Here is a 19,227-nt window from a genome sequence, read left to right on the forward strand (position 1 = left end):
GCATCTAAAACGGTAAATCATCATCTGAAATATCATCAAAAAAATCTGAAAATTCAATACCATCTGATGTTTTTTGTTCTTTTGGAAATTTTTTCTCATAGAATTCAATTAAAAATAGTCCAACAGTCGCACACGCATTAACTACAAAATAGGCATATAAAGGTTCTGAAATCAAATATTTTTCAGAATCCTGACCATGAAAAAGGGTATTATCACTTCTTAAATCTTCTATGGCTTTTGCAACTGTTATAAATGAAGATGAGATAGATTTCATTTGGGTTGGTAATTCAGGGCTATCTGGATTAAGTTGAAATACTTTTAGTATTTCCTGAACCACCTTCTTACTACTAGCACTAGAAGCATCAGATATATGAGCAAATCGGTTATCTGACAAAATTTCTTTAATAATACTTTCTAAAACAGAGTTTGCATTTCCAACCGCATCAGCTGGATTTTTCTCTATGCTCTGAAATGCTTGTTCAAAACTCGTTGAAGCGTTTTTATAGTTATCCTTGAGTTTATTACGAAATGTTGGAATTGATGGTATAAAATCAGGAGTTTCAATTCCTAAATCAATGGCCATTTTAATTAACAGTTCGGAATCAGTTTGAGCAATATTTCCTAAAGTATCAAGTAATTGGATATTATTATTCACGTAAACAATATCAAAATTCGCATTTCCAAAATCATCATATAAAGTTTGATTTAATTTCACATATTGCTCAACCTTTTTGTAACTACCATACTTTGACCAAATCGTTTTATCTAATTTCTCAATTAACTCCATACGATAAACGGCAGAAATATCCATCCTTACTCCATTTCTTTAACTTTCTCTTCGATGAAAGCAATTTCTTCATCACTCAACCCATACTTTTTATACAATTGCTGATCGATTTCTGCAATTGATTGTGACCAATCAATATCTGATTTTACTGTGAAGTCTTGCAAAGGAATAAACTTATATGTAGTCCTTGCAGCATCATGACTAGTTTTTGCAACTCCATGTAGTAATCTAGAAAATTTTGTTTTTAAATAATTTGATAGATTATTAGTACTGTTCTCATCTAATTTTAAGTCAGCTCCTATCACTAAATAAGTCTCTGTACAAATTGTACCTGGCTCTCCTACAATAGTATTAAAATTATCGTCATTTAATTCTGTTCCTATATTATTGGCTCGTGCGGTAAAGACTTTCCATTTGTCAATCCACTCCGTTTTAACTTTAACTTCCTCACGTTCAACATAACCTACTGTCCCTTTTCCAAAACATTTCACAGGTTTTTGAAGTTCAGAAGTATCATTATGGAACCTTTCATCTCTAATGAAAAATCCACGGAAGCCAAATGGTTTCAGTGGTGAGACAAAGTCAGAAATTCTTCCCTCATCCAACTTCCTAACCTGATTTATTTTTTCTATTATTTGAACCGAGGTATAATCCCTAATAAAAGTATCTGACTGTGCAAACTTTAATGAACGATAGACATCAGAAGTAACCTTATTATTTTTAAATGTTACAACTCTTGTCAAAGTATCCTTCGCATTATATGAGTTATCCCAGTTAACAACACAAACTCCACCACGAATATTTGTATTTGGGAAAACCTCATCAGGATTTGGAAAATCAAACAGTTCTCGAATATGAATATCGTTCAGCATTTTATCTCTAAATTTATCTAATCCTTTACCTCCACTATACCAGCGACTAGGCATTATAAGTGAAATATTATTTGGCTTTAACTTCTTTGCTAATTCAACAAAGTAATGATAAGTTGGAGTAGCACTAGCATTTGCCCCACCATCACTTTCCTGATATGGAGGGTTTCCAATCACAACATCAAATTTCACTTTTCCAAAGGCCTCCTCTACTTGTTTTTTACCTTCTTCTATACTTAATTTTAATGTATCTGAGAAGTTTTCGATATAGGCTACATTGGTCTTATATTTCTTATAGCCTGTTAAAGTTCTTTCTGTAATGGTCTTAGCCATTGGTGTTTTTGCAATGGCATAGATATTATTTTCTAAGATCCCACGATAGACACTTTCGGCATCAAATCGATTATCATCATTATTTTGTACATATTGATAATAGAGACTCATGGCAGCATGCAAAGGATAAAGCCCTGTCTTAGCATTGATATCAATAATCTTAGTTTCTGGATGATAGACACTATCAGTAACATCTGTGTCTATCCAATGAAGATTTGGGGTAGCACCATCTGTCATTGATTCAAAGTTATCATCATAGAAATTAAGTCCACCAATACCTTTTGCAATTTGCATATTGACCACGCGCCATGGTGTCAAAACAGTTTCTTTATCGGGATTCTTGAAGCTACCAAATAAGGTTGCAATCTCTTCGGCACGTTCAATAAAATCAAGACTATCAAAAGATTTAGCTCGTTGACGAATGATTCGACCTGCTTCAATAAAGACCTCTGCGTCATAATACTTGGTTATATCTTTGAACATGCCTTTTGTGAATCCAGCAGGCATAAATTCTTTCCAAGATTCGTCATCGACTTCCTTGATAAAGTCTTCAATAGTAATATCTTTACTTAAATCAACATCCATTCCATAGATCATCATCGGAATACGAATAGAAACTCCACGTAAGATAGAAATCATCGTTTTTTGTTGTTTGCGAGCCTCTTTGAGTTTCTCCATTGCCTCTTTTTCCTCTTGGCTACGCTCACGAGGTTTCTTTTTCTTAGCTTTTTCTGCCTGATCATATTCTTCATCAGTCAAACCACTATCGGTTATTGTTACTTTTGTAGGCGTTTTTTGTTTTTGCGTTTTACCAACGATAGCATTTAGTTTATTGAAACGTTCTGCATCATCAGAAGTTAGTGTTAAGAGATTATCATTGTAGAGACTGTCATCTTCAAAACCTGAACGTACTGCTTTTTCAGCATAAACCTTTTTGATTTGTGTCAACATACGGTCAACATTAAATGGTTCCATGCCATTATCACTTTTACCTAAAATAGGCATAAAGTTAAGCAAGTTTGCCATAGCCTGTTTTTGCTGATGAGTATTTTTCTTCCCAACACCAGAGTTTATTTGGGCTGTCTCAGCCATTACTGTTAAAGCACGATCTGGAGCAAAATCAAAGATATAACAACGTTTCTTCATCCCAAGTTTTTCATGAGAGAACGGCGTTTGTGCACGAAATGCAGCCTGCAGGTAATTCGTAGAACTGCTAGTATTTGAAAGGAACATCACCGCTGTCCATTCAGGAACATTGACTCCTGTTGTCAACCTACGGACTGTCAAGGTGATTGTTTTTGTTTGTGAAGGATCATCCGTAATCGCTTGACGCACCTTTGAAAGATCATCCCCTGAAGTATCTACGATATTATCACTCTTATCGTTTCGTACAACATTAATAATCTTATAGTCCATCCCAAACACTGGGTGTTCTTTTAATAGCTTCTCAAAAGCATTAGCTTCTTTAACACCCGGCATGAGCCAAAGAGTATGACGAAGTTCATCGCGATATTCTCTTGTTGAAAATGGATAATTAGTTTCACTGTCTGTGTTAGTGATATTATCCAAAAAACGTCGGACATCAGCTTTATAAACTAATTCACCCTCATCATCTACTCTGAAAAATTCACGGAAATTGAAGGCTTTATTTTCATCGGTAAATTTTTCCTTATGTTTCATCTCAAAGGTATACATTAGTACCTCTGGAAGTTGCTCATAAGGGTTAGGATGCTCAGGATTTTCCAAATCCCATTTCAGTTTAGCCTGTTGTTCCATGACATAGTCCCAAGTATAGACTTGTTCAGGGGCGAACTGGTCAAGAAGATTAAATGGTGTACCAGATAATTCTAGAATCTTAGTATGACCTTCTTTTACCAAAGATTTCATGACAGTATCACTAAGTTCAGTCTGTGTTCCCTCATGTGCTTCATCGATGATGATTAAATCCCAGTCTACATCCGAAAATAGGGGGAGATTAGTTTGAGCGCCATTATAACGTAAATACTGAATAGATGCGAAATAAATGAATGGATTATCACCAGATTTTAGGGTAGTTAGTTTCTCTCCCTTATCAACCGATCCATACAAATAACCCGCTTCTGCCATTTCCATCTTTTTGTAGTCCTCAAACCATGAATCACGGACTACTGGTCTATGTGTCATGATTAGAACACGTTGAAAACCTTCTTGTTTAATAAGCTCCAATGAGGTTAAGGTTTTACCAAAACGCATTTTGGCATTCCAAAGCATACGGTCTTTTTTCTTATAAGTCTTTTGTGTTTGTTTAACTGCAGCATCCTGTTCAGGACGAAGTGTAATTTTAACTTTTTCGGCTTTGTATGCAGCTTGAGTTTCACTGATAAATGACCGTCCATCTTTGACAGCCTTAATAGCTTCCTTAGCTGTCTCTAAATCAGTTTCAAACCACTCATTTCCTTCTAAGTGCTCTGGATGACCAATACCTGAACGTCTCAAGACTTCATGAACGTCATGATCATGAAACCACGATTTTGTTGATTTTTTATATGCTAGTTCAACCCATCCGAGCTCAAAAGGAAGGCCAGAAGTTGTCATATATTGTTTAATACGCTTAGGAGCAACACTACGTAAGAAATCACTATTAGCTGTCCAGTCTGCTTCAATATCGTCTGAGGCTACTGTACCTTCTCCGATTTTTTGAGCCCCTTCAAAAGCAGCAAATTTCCCACTTTCATTATTCACAGTCTGTACATAGATAAACTTACGTTCTGCCGTTGTATAACGCTCTTGAGCTTTAGGTTCTAAGAAATTTTCATACAAAGAGACCTTAATACGATCATCAACATACTCAGTAACAAACCAAACTAAAATCATATAAACTTGTTTCAATGATTTTAATGCATTCTCCTGTGTCGCATCTTTAGGATTTAGTTTATGAGCTGAGCTATTTCCATGCCCTTTAATCTCAAAAAATGCATCTACAATAGCCTTGTTATTAATATGATATTTGATGATTTGTAATTTATCATGAAAAGTAGAATGTGACGGTAACTCAATGAAAGCACGATCAGCAAATAAAACTGCTGTATTTTCTGCAACTTTTCGAACTTTAGTCAACACACCCTCATAGTCCTTTTGAGTGTAGTTGTTTTCCGCCATATTAGCAGTTGAAAAAAGTTCAGCTGTATCTAAGTCTACTTTTAAAAAATCAAAATTTGATGCCATAATTCTTTATTCTCCTAATGTAAACACCTTTTGAATAGCTACTTGCTCAGTTTTACCATTCTTCAAATCTTCATCGAAATCTTCAAAGAGGCTTAATTGTCCCTCAACAACCCTTTCCTCACCATCAATATTTTCACCAAAAAGTTCGGCAAAAGCAAATCGCTTTTCTTCAACAAGACTAGGGTGTCCTTTCACTCGCTTCCACTCACTAAACATGATAAGTTCATTTGAATCAGGGTGACGCTTTGTCAGAGTATTTCCTCTTACAATATTCTTCTTGATTAGATAATGAGCAGATTTATAGATATCAATCTTACTACTCAATCTCTCGCCAAAAGAATCTTCATACCAATCCAAATAATACAAAAACATTCGAGAACGAGCTACTTCAAGGTTATCTTCTAGAAACTCGATACCATATATTGAAGATAAGGCAAATAGGGACTTTGTTTTCCAATTCCTCTTATCATAATTTTTAGTCACAGCTGAAAGTTTTCTCTCTAAAATAGCTTCCAGAAAGTTTCCGTCCCCAGCTGAAGGTTCTAAGAAGGTTTTATAGATATCTTCAGTTGCTTCCTTAATTCCTGGGGTATCTAACATTTTTTGTACCATCCACGACGGTGTAAATACCTCTCCATGTTTCTGAACCCTATGTTTTGATTTAATTATTTTTTCATTCACTTAAAATCTCCCTTTAAAACGTTGCAATTACTATAATTATAGCATTTTCAGCAATTATTTGAAAACGGTAACTGCATTATTGCTAAACAGTAAAAATGGTCATCAACAGTTAGTTGACAACCATTTTTGAAACATAGAGTTTCATCGCTTATGTTGAACTTTTAGGATAAATCCAACCATCTTTTAATTCAAAAGATACTCCTCGACTGATACTATTTAGGCGAGATAGGAGAGACTCCTCTACATCATCACTTAATATCGGAAGTCCTCTTTTGGTAATTTGATCAGCCCTCAAATTTAAGCTATAAGGTAAAATCCTGTAACTAATAGTATTATCAAGATCTAGTTCGACCAAGAAATTTTCGTCAAAGACTTTATCAGAATAGAATCCGATGAACTCTCCATCTTTATTCTTAATGCGATTTGAATGTAAATCAGATGGCAAAGCATCAGGAGCATAGCCATAGGCCTGATACATCTCAGGTGGCACAATTGACTCCCCTGCTTCAAACTCCATCAATAAGCTACCAAGGTTATAAAAGATTGTTTTTCCTTTATAAGACTCAACTCCTCTTGTCATGTGAGCCCCATGACCAATGATAACATCTGCTCCGTTATCAATGGCCGTTCTAGAAAATTCTTCGACAAAGTCTGCTGCATAATCATGGTACCAATCCTCATTCTTGCCTTCATGCGTGTGAATACTAACAATGATGTAATCGGAACGTTTTTTAGCGTTCTTAATATGGCGGATAATATCAGCCTGATCATCTTCATTAGCCTTAGTGATGACTCTAAAATCAGGTCCTTTTTGAATTTGAATATTTTTTTCGAAAAGGGCACCAAATTTAAAACGTTCTGAGTTATCAGTATTAAAGGTTTCAATCACATTCCCATGATAGGTACTTTGTCTTGTCCCTAACTTTTCGTCAATAGCCACTAATTGTTGAAACTCCCTTTTAGGAAGCTGATAAATACTCTCAAACCTCAAGGCATTTACACCAGGTCGTGGGGATACGCCATTACCTCCTTCACTAGCGATGAAAACTTCAGATCGTGTGATATCAACTGTTATGAAAGCGACTCTTCCTTCTTTATGGTCATAGAAGACAGGCTTCCTAGCCTCGTATAGACTCTTACCTATTCCTAGGGGTTGAAGATTGTGATTTTTCACTTCTTCTAAAGTATCAACTAGGCCTTCAATTCCAAAATCTCCAGAATGGTTATTCGCAAAAGAAACATAGCGAATATTTAGGTCATCAAATTCTTCCAATATTTCTGGCCTTACGCTTGTCACATAACCTCGTCCTGCAGCTACAGAACGTGACTCTCTAGGCGTTGTAAACTCCGCATTGGTAAAGGAAATATCTGAATTGCTAAATAACGACACAATTTCTTCAGGTAAACGATGTTTTAGCCTTCTACTGGAAAATAAGGAATCACCAGTAGCAATCAATTTTATGGACATGTTGTACCCCCTTACTCTTCTGGCAAGTTATCTTCTCCGAAGAATTTCTCACTCAAAGATTTCCAATCACCTGACTTACGCAACTCTTTCAAACGCTTATTAATAAAGGCTTGAAGTTTTTTACCTTGGTCAGTTTTCTCAATCAAGTAATAGCTATTAACATCCAAATTGTTAGTCTCTTCAGAAGTTAATTGAACAATCTTTAAATCTTTAAATCCATTGTTCTTAATCAGTGTTTCTGCAGAAATTTTACTTACAATACGGGCGTCATAGGTTCCTTTTTCAATACCTTGTAATTGAGAAGTGATATCTTCTTTAGTATAAGAGATGTCAATTTGATCATCAGAATTCTTTTTGTTAAATTCTTCTAGAATTGTTGCACCATTGTTACCAACTTCTGTGACTGCTTTTTTTCCTACAATATCTTTTAAAGAGTTGATATCTGAGTCTTTACGAACGACAATAACATTTGGATTTTTTACAATAGGGTCAGAAAGCAAATACTTCTCTTTACGCTCTGCATTAGAACTAAAATTATTAGCACCAATTTGGAAGCGATTAGAGTCAATACCTGAGAGGACTCCAGTGAAATCAACAACCTGCCACTCTAACTCAAACTCTTTTGAATCTTTAAAGATAGCCTCTAGCAATTTTACATCATAACCAGTTAATTTATCACCATCTTTATAGGTGAAAGGATTAGACTGTGCGACTGTAGCAGCTACTACCTTGGTCTTTTTAGTCTCTGAGGATTGTTGTGACTTATGTCCTTCAATGCCTAATACCACAGCTAGGATAAGTACAATAACGGCAACAATACTGAGCACTTTTTTCTTCATAAGGGTTTCTCCTTTATAATCATTTTTACTATAAAGGATTTAAAACATTCTCACCAATCTATTATTTTTATGCTTAGCTATACATTTTATTTATGGAAAAAATATAGAAAAATGCAGTTACCACTTCTTCGTGATAACTGCATTTTATTCTTTCTATCTCACCTTGACACAAAGGGCATCCCAGGCTTGGAGTTTGCCTTGGTCTGTAATTGGCTCTAATTCGGTATTTGCAATGACAACTTCTGCTCTTTCGAAATCATAACAGAAGTCTTGTTCTTGGTCTGATAGGTTGACTACAACCAGATAACTGCTATCTTTGGTTTTCCGAATGTAAGCAAAGACTTTGTCAGTTGTCTCCAAGAGTTCAAAGTCAGCATCTACCAACCAATCTTGAGTCTTACGAAGCTCTACGAGCTTCTGATATGTATAGAAAATTGATTCTGGATTGGCAAGGGCTGATTCAACATTTATGTCCTTATAGTTTGGATTAACAGGTAACCAAGTCTTATCCGATATGCTAAATCCAGCATTTTTAGACGTATCCCATTGCATTGGTGTTCGAGCATTGTCACGACCCACCTGACGGATTTGGTCCATGATAACTTCTATCGATGCCCCTTTTTCGAGAGCTTCTTTGGCATAGTTGAGAGATTCAATGTCATTCAATTCTTCCAAAGTTCTAAAAGGATAATTGGTCATGCCGATTTCTTCACCTTGATAAATGTAAGGTGTTCCTCTCATCAGATGAAGGAGGATAGCCAAGGCCTTGGCTGACTTCTCACGATAGACACCAGTATCTCCCCACATTGAGAGAACACGAGGCAGATCATGATTATTCCAAAAAAGCGAGTTCCACCCTTGTCCCAACTCTAACTCGGTTTGCCATTTATTAAAAATAGCCTTAAGTGCTGTAACATCCAACTCCTTCTCATACTCCCATTTAGGGCTATCTGGCTTATGCTGAAGTCCAATATGTTCAAACTGGAAAACCATAGAAAGTTCTTGATTATCAGGATTTGAATACTGTTTAGCAATTTCAGGTGTTGCTCCCCAGGTTTCACCAACAGTTAGAAGGTCGTGCTTTCCAAAGCTTGCCTGGTTCATCTCCTTGATGTAATCGTGAAGTTTTGGACCGTTTGTATCAATCAGTTGATCTGGGATCTTACCAATCATATCAATCACATCCATACGGAAACCACCGATTCCCTTATCAATCCAGAAATTCATCATGTCATAAACTTTCTGGCGCAACTGTGGATTTTCCCAGTTGAGGTCTGGCTGTTTCCTACTAAAGAAATGCAGATAATATTGACCTGAGGTCTCATCATATTCCCAAGCAGATCCACTAAAGACAGATACTAACTCATTAGGTTTGTCTCGCCAGATGTAGAAATCTCGTTCAAGACTTTCTGGATTTTCACGCGCTTCAATAAACCAAGCATGCTCATCAGAAGTATGGTTCACCACCAGATCCATAATAATTTGAATATCACGCTTTTTGCCCTCCGCCAAAAGTTCATCCATGTCATTCATATCCCCAAAAATATCCGCAATAGCCTCATAGTTAGCAATATCATAACCATTGTCGTCCATTGGGCTATCATAAACAGGAGAAAGCCAAAGAGCTGTAATTCCTAGCTTTTGAAGATAGTCTAACTTACTTGTAATCCCCTTGAGGTCACCGATGCCATCACCGTTGGAATCCATGAACGACTTGGGGTAAATTTGATAAATTGTAGCCTTGTGCCACCAGTATTTTTGCATGATTCTACTCCTCGTTTTTATTATCATCGTGAGTCTGATAGTTCTATTTTACGTTTTTCTAGAAGTTATGCAAGCGTTTTCTTTTGTTGTTTAAAACATTTCAATGACCTATACTCCAGACTCCTTAAAATTTTGGTAATATTGAAAAATAATAGAGTTGAAATGTAAGGTTAGCCTTTGCTTATTTTAACAATACAAAAAAAAAAACGATGGTTAATACCTTAACCATCGCTTTTTACTTTTTGGGCAAGACCATAACAAAGCGCCTCCCCGTAGAACTTTCTTCAAATCTATAGCTAAGTTCCTCATGCTCTAAAAGGTATTTGACCACAAAAAGGCCTAATCCTCCTTCTTTCTTAGACTGAGCTTTAGTTGAAATATTTTCTTTAGATACACTCGTATTTTCAATGACAAAATCAGTTCCTTCATTTTCTAAACCTATTCGAATCACTCCACCCTTATCAGAATGCTTGACTGCATTACTGATAATATTTGAGAGAACCAATTTCAAAATAGGTAAATTCATGAAAATACTAGTTGCCGGAAGATAATTGTCAATTGATAGGGAGCGATTCTCAACCAACACTTGATTTTGAGTGAGTATGCGATTTACCACATCATCTAACTGAATCCACTCCTTATCACCACCTAATTCTTGAACAGAAGATAAAGACAGGATCTCTAGGACAATCTGGTTCATCTCATCGACGATGTCAAGAGAAACTAATAGGTAGCGGTCCCGATCCTTGTAGCGACCAATTTTATCTCGCATATTTTCTAGGATAATCTTCAAGCTGGCCAGAGGCGTCTTGAGCTCATGCGAGGCCCCCCGTAGGAATTCCACCTTCATCTGCTCCAACTTCAGATTTTCCTGTTTCTGCTGCTCTAGATTGTCGATCACCTCTAGGAGATGATGATAGAGGTCGTTGATCTGTTGCTTAAGGACACCGATCTCATCCTGCGAGTGAATAGGAAGACTGGCTGTCCGATCCAGCCGCTTCATCCGCTTGGTCATCTGCTTGATCTCAAGGATCGGAGCAGAAATCATGCGGGCATAGAGATAGGAGGCAATCAGCGATAGAACAAAGGAAGCAAGGAGACTATAGGGGAGAAAGCCCAGACTGATGTCCCGCGCTTCCTTTTGGGAATCGACGGTTGCTAAGAATTGCAAGGTCAAGTTCTTTCCCTCTTTTGTCTGGATCTTTCGCTCTTCAATGACCAGAGAATTATTCTGGCTGTCAGGGTTCACGAGCAGGTCATCCTTGACCTCTAGGGCATTCTGTTTTTCCTTGCCCTTGATCGAGACCTTGATATCATTGGTCTTGGAATAAAGGTCGATGACGGACTCAATGGTCCCTTCTTCCTGACCTTGGAAACTCTTGGCCAGGGCCTGTGATTTCTTCAAAATCGTCTGGCGCTGAGACTCGATATAGGACGAGGGGAAAATAAAGTAAACTGAAGCATGTAGAAGGATGACTAAGCTACTAAAAAGGGCAAAGGTGATCAGAAAGATCTTTGCAAAGATACTCCGTTTGGTCATGGTCTCTCCAATTTATAGCCGACATTGCGTACCGTAACGATACAGTCCAGCTCCAGTTTTTTTCGTAGTTCCTTGATATAGACATCGATCACCCGGTCAAAAGGAATCTCCTCCGTCTCCTTCCAGACGGCATCGAGGATCTGAGAGCGGGTCCGGGCCTTCCCCTCATGCTGGAGCAAGTATTCCAAGATTTCCAACTCCTTAGCGTTCATGGAAATAGCTTGCCCAGCTAGGCTGGCGGTATAACTCTCAAAATCCACCCGTGCCTCTTCATAGGTGAAAACCCGTGAAGGTTGGAGCTTTTTAAAAATAGCTTCGATACGGACCTTCAAGAGGGACAAGGAGAAGGGTTTTTCCAGATAGCCATCTGCCAACTCTCCAAAGGCTGTCAACTTATAGTCCTCGTCATGGAAGGCCGTCAGCATGAGGACAGGGACTGAGCTAGTCTTCCGAATAGTCTTGAGGACTTCCAAGCCATTGAGGATAGGAAGCTGGATGTCCAGCAAGACTAGATCCGGCGCTTCTCTTTGAAAGAGGTCCAGGGCCTCCTGCCCATCGCCTGCTTCAAAGACTTCATAGCCACATTCCATGAGATAGTCGCTCATCCCTTCTCGAATCAGGACTTCATCTTCTACGATTAGTATCTTCATACATTATCCTTTTCATCTATATATAGTCGCTTTATATAGTCGCTTTCTTTCATTATACCGTTTTTTATAGGTGCAGCAAACTTATCATTCAACATCAACTAAGAGATCTTTGGGTTTCTTGTGAAGAAGCCAGCGAGAAGAAATCAAGGATACCAAGCTTAAGATAAAGCCACCGACTAGAATAACTACTAAAAGTTGCTTAGGTTGGACTGTCATATGAATCAGAGTCAGAGTCTTGCTGAAGCTCTCTGCCTCAGCCCCTCCACCGAGATTTGCAGCTAGAGATTCTTTTGTCATTTGCTTATTGATACCTTCCGTAACATTGGAAAGGACTGTTTTACCAACTTTTTCGGCAAAGAAACTCGCTAAACCATATGATAAAAGAAAGGCTGGTAAGGCAATCATCAGTAATTCCATTAAAAATTGACCCGCAACCTGTGTCTTTTTAAGTCCCAAGGCCAAAAAGATACCAACTTCTCTACGACGAGCATTTAACCATAAAATCAACAGAAGGGTTAGCAATAAACTTGTAAAAATGAGACTTCCAATAAACATCCAATTTGCCACACGATACATCCCAAGAATAGATTCCTGTAAAGCAGGGTAGTTTGATGAGCTCTTAACTAGATCGTAGAGGGTCCAGTTAATGTCCAACTTTTGAATCTTTGCTATCAAGGAATCAATATTTTGATCACCTTTAGCAAAGAAAGTGGCATCCTCATAAGTAGCAGTTTCTACGGTATTTCCATAGAGTTTTGCTGCTGTGTCTAGATCAGTGATGAGGGTGTTTTCATACAACTCCTGAGCATAGGTAACGGCTGCTTGATTTTGACCAGAAAATAAACCTTTGATAGTCACTTCCACTGTTTCATCAGCCCTTTTTTCGTTATCTGCATCATAAAGATTAGATTTAAGCTTTACTTTATCTCCTACATTAAGACCATTCTTTTTAGCTAAACTTTCGTGCATCAAGATTTGATTATGGTCCTTATCGGTTAGATGTTCTCCTTTAACTAGTTTATAAGCACCTGAAACAAATTTATCTTCTTTTGATGAGTCATTGACTCCTGTCAACATCAAGGTAGACTTAAAATTTTTAGCACGTTCTGGCGACTGATTTTGCAGCGTTTGCTCTGTTTCAATAATCTCATAATCTAGTAAATCACCAATACCATTGATCCGTTTAATCGTCGAAACAATTCCTTTAGTCTCACTAATCTTTTTAATATCTTCTCCCTTAAGATTTCCAGCCCCTCGAGGAGTTCCAGGATTCGTGTTACGATTAATCTGCATTGAAAAACTATTGGTAATTGCCCCTAGACTCTTGGATGCAGCTTCTTGGGTTGCACTTCGCATAGCAAGTCCTAACAAACTAAGAGTACTCATCAAAAGAATAATAGTTAACAGTAATAGTGACTTTGACCATTTTCGTGTAATATATGCAAAAGCGTTTCGAAACATAAGAGTCCTTTCTTTATTTTTTCTTTTCTATGAGTTGTTTCTTCTTCAACTCTAAAACCACATCAGATGCCTGAGCAACTTCCTTACTGTGCGTGACAACAATAACACATTTTTGGCGATCTAAGGCCATTCTTTTAAGGATAGCAATAATATCCTTGGCAGTTTCCTCGTCTAGATTTCCTGTTGGTTCATCTGCTAAGATAATCGGAGCCTCTGAAACCAAAGCCCGCGCAATAGCTACACGTTGTTGTTGCCCACCTGAAAGTTGCAGGACATTTCGATTAATTTGCTTTTCATCTAGTCCCAATTCAGAAAGTATCTTCTTATCGGCATTTTTATTAACAAGTCGTACATTTTCTAAAGGTGTAAGATAATCAATGAGATTGTAATTTTGAAAAACAAGCGCAACATGGTGTCTACGGTGATAACTGGAGCCTTTTTTCTTGATATTTTCTCCGTTAAACAAGACCTGCCCCTTCTTGGGATAATCAAGACCTGCCAAAAGGGAAAGTAAGGTCGATTTTCCCGCTCCAGATTGCCCAATAATACTATAAAATTTACCTTTCTCGAAACGATAATTCACCTTCGAGAGGATAGCTTCACTTTTACTTTGATAACTATACGTAACATCTTTGAGTTCTAACATAGTGTTCCTTTCTCCTTAACTCATATTAGATAAGATTTCTTTTGGTGTTTTGCGCCAAATGAGACCTGTTGTCACACCGAGCGATGATATTACCAAGACTAGAAGACAGAGATAAGATAGCCCTAAAGGTAGTCCCTGAGGAATTTGATCTAATAACTGAAGAGCCTGCTGCTGTCCTTGCTGTCCTAAAAATTCTTGCAAAAACAGTCGACTTAGTAGCCGTCCAATAGCAAGGGCCGGTAGCAAAGACATAAGCGACACCAACAATATCTCCACAAGAAATTGAACAAAAATGCGTCCCTTGCTCTTCCCAATTGCTAAAAGAATACCTATCTCATGATTTCGCTCACGCGTCCATAGTGCCATTAAAAACGAGAGGATACCTACTCCTGTAACAATTAAACTAATCAACATCGTTCTGACGATTCCTTGTAGCGCTTGAGACGATTCCTTCAAGGAGTCAAAAGCTTTTCGGTCCTCGTCCAAACGTAGACGATACCAATCGATATCTAATTGTTTCACTTGTTTAATGACTTGGTCGATTCTATCTGGATTCTTAATACCAAAGGATAATTTTGTCACTAACTTATCAGTCAAATTAAGCAGTTGGCTAGCGTCCTCATAATGGAGGAAGACTTGATTTTCACTTAAATCTGAGGACATTCCAGTAAATGTCTCCTCCTTCTTGCCAGAAAAAATACCAACAATATCAAAGGTCATTTCCTTAGCTCCACTTTCAGTCATCTGAAAATTGGACAAGGTCAGCTTGTCTCCGACGCTTAGCTTATTTTTCCTAGCAAGCAATTCATGAATCATAATTTGCCCTTTAGCAGATAAGTGCTTCCCTTTAAGGAGTTGAAAAGCACCACTCCGAAAATCAACACTTTGGCCTGTTTCCTTAGTGAAAGTCGCTCCCAAGGCTTGATTAGCCTCATTATCAAGGTCATCACGTTCCACCGTTTGTTTTCCTGTAACGATCTTCTTATCGATTAGTCGTACTGGGCTTATATATTCAGGTATCGTTGTCATCACATCAGATAGATGACTAATCTTTTCCCCCTCTTTCCAGGAAAATGCACTGCCTCTTTCTTTACTTACCAGAGCAAAACTTGCCCCACTTGACTTCCTGATTTGTGCTTTCATTCCTCCACCAACTTGCATAAGAGAGAAACAAAAATACAAGCAAGATAATATCAAAAACAAAATGAGAAAAAGGATAATATTCCGCGTTTTTTTGCGAAAAATATAAGCAACTGCCTGTTGTAAGAGAACCATCTTCCACCTCCATTTAAGACATTAGCCCTCAGCTACACCAAAGATAGGTGAGGACGCTTTCATTTTCTTATCCTAATTATAGACGACAAATGTGAAACCTTTATGAAATTAAATATTCTAATCATGATTGACTTTAAACTCTTTTTCTCCAACAAATCGACTTTCGCTAATAGCATTTACCTCAGGCATTTGATATAATTTTCCTCAGAGGTATTTTTATTTATGAAGAAACAAGCTTTTAGTTCTGAACAGTATTTGAATCTGCAACGCGACCATATTTTGGAGCGTATTAACCAGTTTGACGGGAAACTCTACTTGGAGTTTGGTGGTAAAATGTTGGAGGATTTCCACGCTGCTCGTGTCCTTCCTGGTTATGAGCCTGACAATAAAATCAAGCTCCTTCAAGAGCTTAAAGATCAGGTTGAAGTGGTTATCGCCATCAATGCTAGCAATATCGAGCACTCTAAGGCTCGTGGTGACCTTGGCATTTCCTACGACCAAGAGGTCCTTCGTCTGATTGATAAATTCAACGAGCTCAATATCTATGTGGGTTCTGTTGTTATTACGCAGTATTCAGGTCAACCTGCGGCTGATGCCTTCCGTAACCAACTGGAAAAAAATGGCATCACGTCTTACATCCATTACCCTATCAAGGGCTATCCAACGGATATGAACCATATCATTTCTCCTGAAGGTATGGGAAAAAATGACTATATCAAGACTAGCCGTAACCTTATCGTCGTTACTGCTCCTGGTCCTGGTTCTGGTAAATTGGCGACATGTATGTCTAACATGTACCACGACCAAATCAATGGCATCAAATCAGGTTATGCAAAATTTGAAACCTTCCCAGTTTGGAATTTGCCACTTCATCACCCAGTCAACTTGGCCTATGAAGCTGCCACTGCCGACCTTGATGATGTCAATATGATTGACCCATTCCACTTGGAAACTTATGGCAAAACTACGGTAAACTACAACCGTGACATCGAGATTTTCCCAGTCCTCAAACGTATGCTTGAGCGCATCCTTGGTGAGTCACCTTACGCTTCACCTACGGATATGGGTGTTAACATGGTTGGTTTTGCCATTACGGATGATGAGGCAGCCAAAGAAGCATCTAAACAAGAGATTATCCGTCGCTACTATCAAACCGTACTTGATTTCAAAAATGAACGTGTTCCTGAGACTGCTGTCAAGAAGATTGAGTTGCTCATGAACGATCTTGGTATCACCCCTGAAGATCGCCAAGTCGTCGTTGCAGCACGCACTAAGGCTGAAGAAACAGGTGGTTCTGCTCTTGCCCTCGAATTGCCAAATGGTCAAATCGTCACTGGTAAGAATTCAGAACTCTTTGGTCCAACTGCAGCTGCTTTGATTAATGCTATCAAGACTTCTGCAGGTATTGATAAGGAAACTAAACTTATCGAGCCTGAAGTGGTTAAACCTATCCAAGGTCTAAAAATTAACCATCTGGGTAGCCGTAATCCTCGTCTCCACTCCAACGAAATCCTTATCGCCTTGGCCATTACAGCTGCCAACAATGCGGATGCGGCGCGTGCTATGGAGGAACTTGGTAACCTCAAAGGTTCTGAAGCTCACTCAACAATCATTCTTACCGATGAAGACAAAAATGTTCTTCGTAAGCTCGGTATCAATGTGACTTTCGATCCTTACTATCAATACGACAAATTGTATCGTAAATAATGCATGACTAGAAACATAAAAGACCTCAGTTTTAGCAACTGAGGTCTTTTAGAATGTAATTTTAGCTGGAGAAAGAAAAAAGGGAAACTCTATCGAGTTCCCTTTTTGATAACCCACTCTTTCGTCTCGACCCATTCCCAATGAAAAGGGAGTGGCCTAGCATTATTATGAAAAAGTGAGTTAAAGGTATCAAACAGAGGGCTAAGCCACTCCCGATTCTAATCAGCCTACGATTTCTAACTTGAGAAAAGGTAAGCTAAAAAGCAAAATTATAGTAGATAGGACTGCCACAAGTGGGAGGTAACGACCTCCAACAAGATAGAGTAACAATGGCGCTATCGCTATGAAACGATTTAGAAAATTGCTAGTAACACGAACGGTTTGTCCGTCCTCGACAGTAATGGTGTTAGACTTGTAACCCAACTTTCCGACACTCAAACGAGCTTTCGACGATGGTAGGGAAACGCTCACGTCTTCCACTCCAGAAACTGTCCCCACAAGACTACTGTCTACGCGAATAGGACTCTTTCTAGCTACCTTGCTCGCTTCGATTGTAATACTAGCCACTAGCCATCTCCTTTTCCTATCTTTCTACTTATAGTATACACTTTTTGAAACGCTTACACAAGTGAAATGACTGTTAAATCAGGATTTCTTGAAAATGGTTTATGTTTTCAAAAGTTCTTAAACTGCTTTGAGGAACTTTGAAATTATTGGATTTTAAATAGTAAAAAGGGCTTAGTCCTATCTAATACAGAACTGAACCCTTTCCTATAAGAATTTGTCTATCCTGTTTGGATAAGTGCCAGAGGGGGATAATATTCCTATACGGGAATAGTGGCACTTCCCCTACAAAAGACCAAATTCACTTAGGCTAATCCATGAACATAAGCATCTACAGCAACGATGGCTTGCGCAATATCAGAAGCTTTCACTTCAAATGGCATTTGATGAATAGTCTCTCCTTCGATTGTTGCTTGTTGACCAACCTTGAGAAGATCTTCGTAACTTGCATTTTCAAGATGCATTTCTTTAAGAGTGGTTGGCATGCCAATTTGTTGATAGAAACGAATGTATTTATCCAAAACTTCTTTTGGACGATTTTCTAGGAACAATTGTACAAGAGTTCCGTAAGCTACTTTTTCACCATGAGTCAAATGGTGAATATCGCCAGTGAGGGCTGTGAAACCATTATGGATGGCGTGAGCCGCAGCCAAGCCACCACTTTCAAATCCGATACCACTGAGAAGGGTATTGGCTTCAATGATGTTTTCAAGGGCTGGCGTTACCACTTTTGCTTCACAGGCAGCCATGGCTTGTAGACCATCTGCAAAAAGGATTTCTTCACAGCGTTCAGCAATGGCAACACCAGCAAGTGTTTGGTGTTTGCCTAGCATGGTTTTACCATTTGCTTGCATAACTGCTCGAGCTTCTACCCAAGTTGCTAAGCCATCTGCGATACCAGAAGCAAGCAAGCGTTTTGGCGCTTGAGAGATAACCTTACTATCAACCAAAACTAATTCTGGGTTCTTAGAATAGAAGATGTAGCGTTCAAAGGCACCTTCGTCCGTATAGATAACAGACAAGGCTGAAACCGGAGCATCTGTAGATGCAATGGTAGGAGCAATCACTACTGGTGATTTAAGAAGATCTGCGATGGCTTTAGCACTATCAATAGTCTTACCACCACCTAAACCAATGACTAAATTACAGCCCTTTTCTTTGGCCAAACTTACCACACGATTAATTTCATTATCTGAAGCTTCACCATTAAAGAAGACTGGAACAACTTTAAGTCCATTTTGAACGAGGTATTCTTCGAAACGTTGACCCACAATGTCATAAACTACTGAATCACACAATAGTACAGGATGACTTCCTAGTTCCAAAATGGTTTTTGCATTTTCAAATAAGGCATTTTCACCTTGAATGTAACGTGACGGACTTGCAAAATTTCTCATAGTCTTTCTCCTTTGACATAAATGTATTTATATAGAATCAAT

The 19,227-nt window shown here is 38.3% G+C and carries 14 protein-coding genes; 1 reads left to right on the top strand and 13 read right to left on the bottom strand.

The annotated features are described in order from the left end of the window. Positions 1-4: 4 nt before the first annotated feature. The 11 genes from HMPREF2637_RS02625 to HMPREF2637_RS02675 all read right to left on the bottom strand — a co-directional run bounded on the left by HMPREF2637_RS02625 (position 5) and on the right by HMPREF2637_RS02675 (position 15,517). Positions 5-811, bottom strand: coding sequence for an abortive infection family protein (locus HMPREF2637_RS02625; RefSeq protein WP_070838979.1), 807 nt, complete (start codon positions 809-811; stop codon positions 5-7). Between the two features lie 2 nt (positions 812-813). After that, complete coding sequence (locus HMPREF2637_RS02630) at positions 814-5,193, bottom strand: Eco57I restriction-modification methylase domain-containing protein (protein WP_070838981.1); 4,380 nt, start codon at positions 5,191-5,193, stop codon at positions 814-816. Positions 5,194-5,199: 6 nt separating this feature from the next. Then, the gene (locus HMPREF2637_RS02635; protein ID WP_070838983.1) at positions 5,200-5,874 is read right to left on the bottom strand and encodes a DNA methyltransferase family protein; all 675 of its coding nucleotides are present in this window, start codon (positions 5,872-5,874) and stop codon (positions 5,200-5,202) included. Between the two features lie 148 nt (positions 5,875-6,022). Next, positions 6,023-7,342, bottom strand: a complete 1,320-nt coding sequence (locus HMPREF2637_RS02640; protein WP_070838985.1) for a CapA family protein — start codon at positions 7,340-7,342, stop codon at positions 6,023-6,025. A gap of 11 nt (positions 7,343-7,353) precedes the next feature. Beyond that, entirely contained in the window at positions 7,354-8,181 is an 828-nt protein-coding gene (locus tag HMPREF2637_RS02645) for a transporter substrate-binding domain-containing protein (RefSeq protein WP_070838987.1), read from the bottom strand. A 153-nt stretch (positions 8,182-8,334) separates the two neighbouring features. Beyond that, positions 8,335-9,945 carry a glucan 1,6-alpha-glucosidase DexB gene (gene dexB, locus HMPREF2637_RS02650; protein ID WP_070838988.1) on the bottom strand — a complete coding sequence of 537 codons (1,611 nt, stop codon included), beginning with the start codon at positions 9,943-9,945 and terminating at the stop codon, positions 8,335-8,337. A gap of 235 nt (positions 9,946-10,180) precedes the next feature. Next, a complete protein-coding gene (locus HMPREF2637_RS02655) occupies positions 10,181-11,485 on the bottom strand; it encodes a sensor histidine kinase (RefSeq protein WP_070838990.1) in 1,305 nt (434 codons plus the stop codon). Beyond that, positions 11,482-12,135 (bottom strand): response regulator transcription factor, encoded by a 654-nt coding sequence (locus HMPREF2637_RS02660; protein WP_070838992.1) that lies wholly within the window; start codon positions 12,133-12,135, stop codon positions 11,482-11,484. The genes HMPREF2637_RS02655 and HMPREF2637_RS02660 overlap by 4 nt, the downstream gene beginning before the upstream one ends. 84 nt (positions 12,136-12,219) lie before the next feature. Continuing rightward, a complete protein-coding gene (locus tag HMPREF2637_RS02665; protein WP_070838994.1) occupies positions 12,220-13,596 on the bottom strand; it encodes an ABC transporter permease in 1,377 nt (458 codons plus the stop codon). A 13-nt stretch (positions 13,597-13,609) separates the two neighbouring features. Then, on the bottom strand, positions 13,610-14,242 hold the full coding sequence (locus tag HMPREF2637_RS02670; protein WP_070838996.1) for an ABC transporter ATP-binding protein: 633 nt from the start codon (positions 14,240-14,242) through the stop codon (positions 13,610-13,612). Positions 14,243-14,257: 15 nt separating this feature from the next. Beyond that, the gene (locus tag HMPREF2637_RS02675; RefSeq protein WP_070838998.1) at positions 14,258-15,517 is read right to left on the bottom strand and encodes an ABC transporter permease; all 1,260 of its coding nucleotides are present in this window, start codon (positions 15,515-15,517) and stop codon (positions 14,258-14,260) included. Positions 15,518-15,739: 222 nt separating this feature from the next. On the opposite strand from HMPREF2637_RS02675, the gene HMPREF2637_RS02680 reads away from it, so the two are divergent. Continuing rightward, positions 15,740-17,224 (top strand): DUF1846 domain-containing protein, encoded by a 1,485-nt coding sequence (locus HMPREF2637_RS02680; protein ID WP_070839000.1) that lies wholly within the window; start codon positions 15,740-15,742, stop codon positions 17,222-17,224. Between the two features lie 222 nt (positions 17,225-17,446). On the opposite strand, the gene HMPREF2637_RS02685 is transcribed toward HMPREF2637_RS02680, so the two are convergent. Together HMPREF2637_RS02685 and HMPREF2637_RS02690 are read right to left on the bottom strand one after the other, a co-directional pair. After that, positions 17,447-17,791: a hypothetical protein gene (locus tag HMPREF2637_RS02685; protein ID WP_002885337.1), complete on the bottom strand. Its 345-nt coding sequence runs from the start codon at positions 17,789-17,791 to the stop codon at positions 17,447-17,449. Between the two features lie 302 nt (positions 17,792-18,093). After that, entirely contained in the window at positions 18,094-19,185 is a 1,092-nt protein-coding gene (locus tag HMPREF2637_RS02690) for a glycerol dehydrogenase (protein ID WP_048675284.1), read from the bottom strand. Between the last annotated feature and the right edge of the window lie 42 nt (positions 19,186-19,227).

Source organism: Streptococcus sp. HMSC065H07, from assembly GCF_001837325.1.
GTDB classification, from domain to species: domain Bacteria; phylum Bacillota; class Bacilli; order Lactobacillales; family Streptococcaceae; genus Streptococcus; species Streptococcus salivarius_H.

Coding starts and splice junctions, on each gene's coding strand:
- HMPREF2637_RS02625 (WP_070838979.1), bottom strand. CDS start 811: ATGGATATTTCTGCCGTTTATCGTATGGAGTTAATTGAGAAATTAGAT.
- HMPREF2637_RS02630 (WP_070838981.1), bottom strand. CDS start 5,193: ATGGCATCAAATTTTGATTTTTTAAAAGTAGACTTAGATACAGCTGAA.
- HMPREF2637_RS02640 (WP_070838985.1), bottom strand. CDS start 7,342: ATGTCCATAAAATTGATTGCTACTGGTGATTCCTTATTTTCCAGTAGA.
- HMPREF2637_RS02645 (WP_070838987.1), bottom strand. CDS start 8,181: ATGAAGAAAAAAGTGCTCAGTATTGTTGCCGTTATTGTACTTATCCTA.
- dexB (WP_070838988.1), bottom strand. CDS start 9,945: ATGCAAAAATACTGGTGGCACAAGGCTACAATTTATCAAATTTACCCC.
- HMPREF2637_RS02655 (WP_070838990.1), bottom strand. CDS start 11,485: ATGACCAAACGGAGTATCTTTGCAAAGATCTTTCTGATCACCTTTGCC.
- HMPREF2637_RS02660 (WP_070838992.1), bottom strand. CDS start 12,135: ATGAAGATACTAATCGTAGAAGATGAAGTCCTGATTCGAGAAGGGATG.
- HMPREF2637_RS02665 (WP_070838994.1), bottom strand. CDS start 13,596: ATGTTTCGAAACGCTTTTGCATATATTACACGAAAATGGTCAAAGTCA.
- HMPREF2637_RS02670 (WP_070838996.1), bottom strand. CDS start 14,242: ATGTTAGAACTCAAAGATGTTACGTATAGTTATCAAAGTAAAAGTGAA.
- HMPREF2637_RS02675 (WP_070838998.1), bottom strand. CDS start 15,517: ATGGTTCTCTTACAACAGGCAGTTGCTTATATTTTTCGCAAAAAAACG.
- HMPREF2637_RS02680 (WP_070839000.1), top strand. CDS start 15,740: ATGAAGAAACAAGCTTTTAGTTCTGAACAGTATTTGAATCTGCAACGC.
- HMPREF2637_RS02690 (WP_048675284.1), bottom strand. CDS start 19,185: ATGAGAAATTTTGCAAGTCCGTCACGTTACATTCAAGGTGAAAATGCC.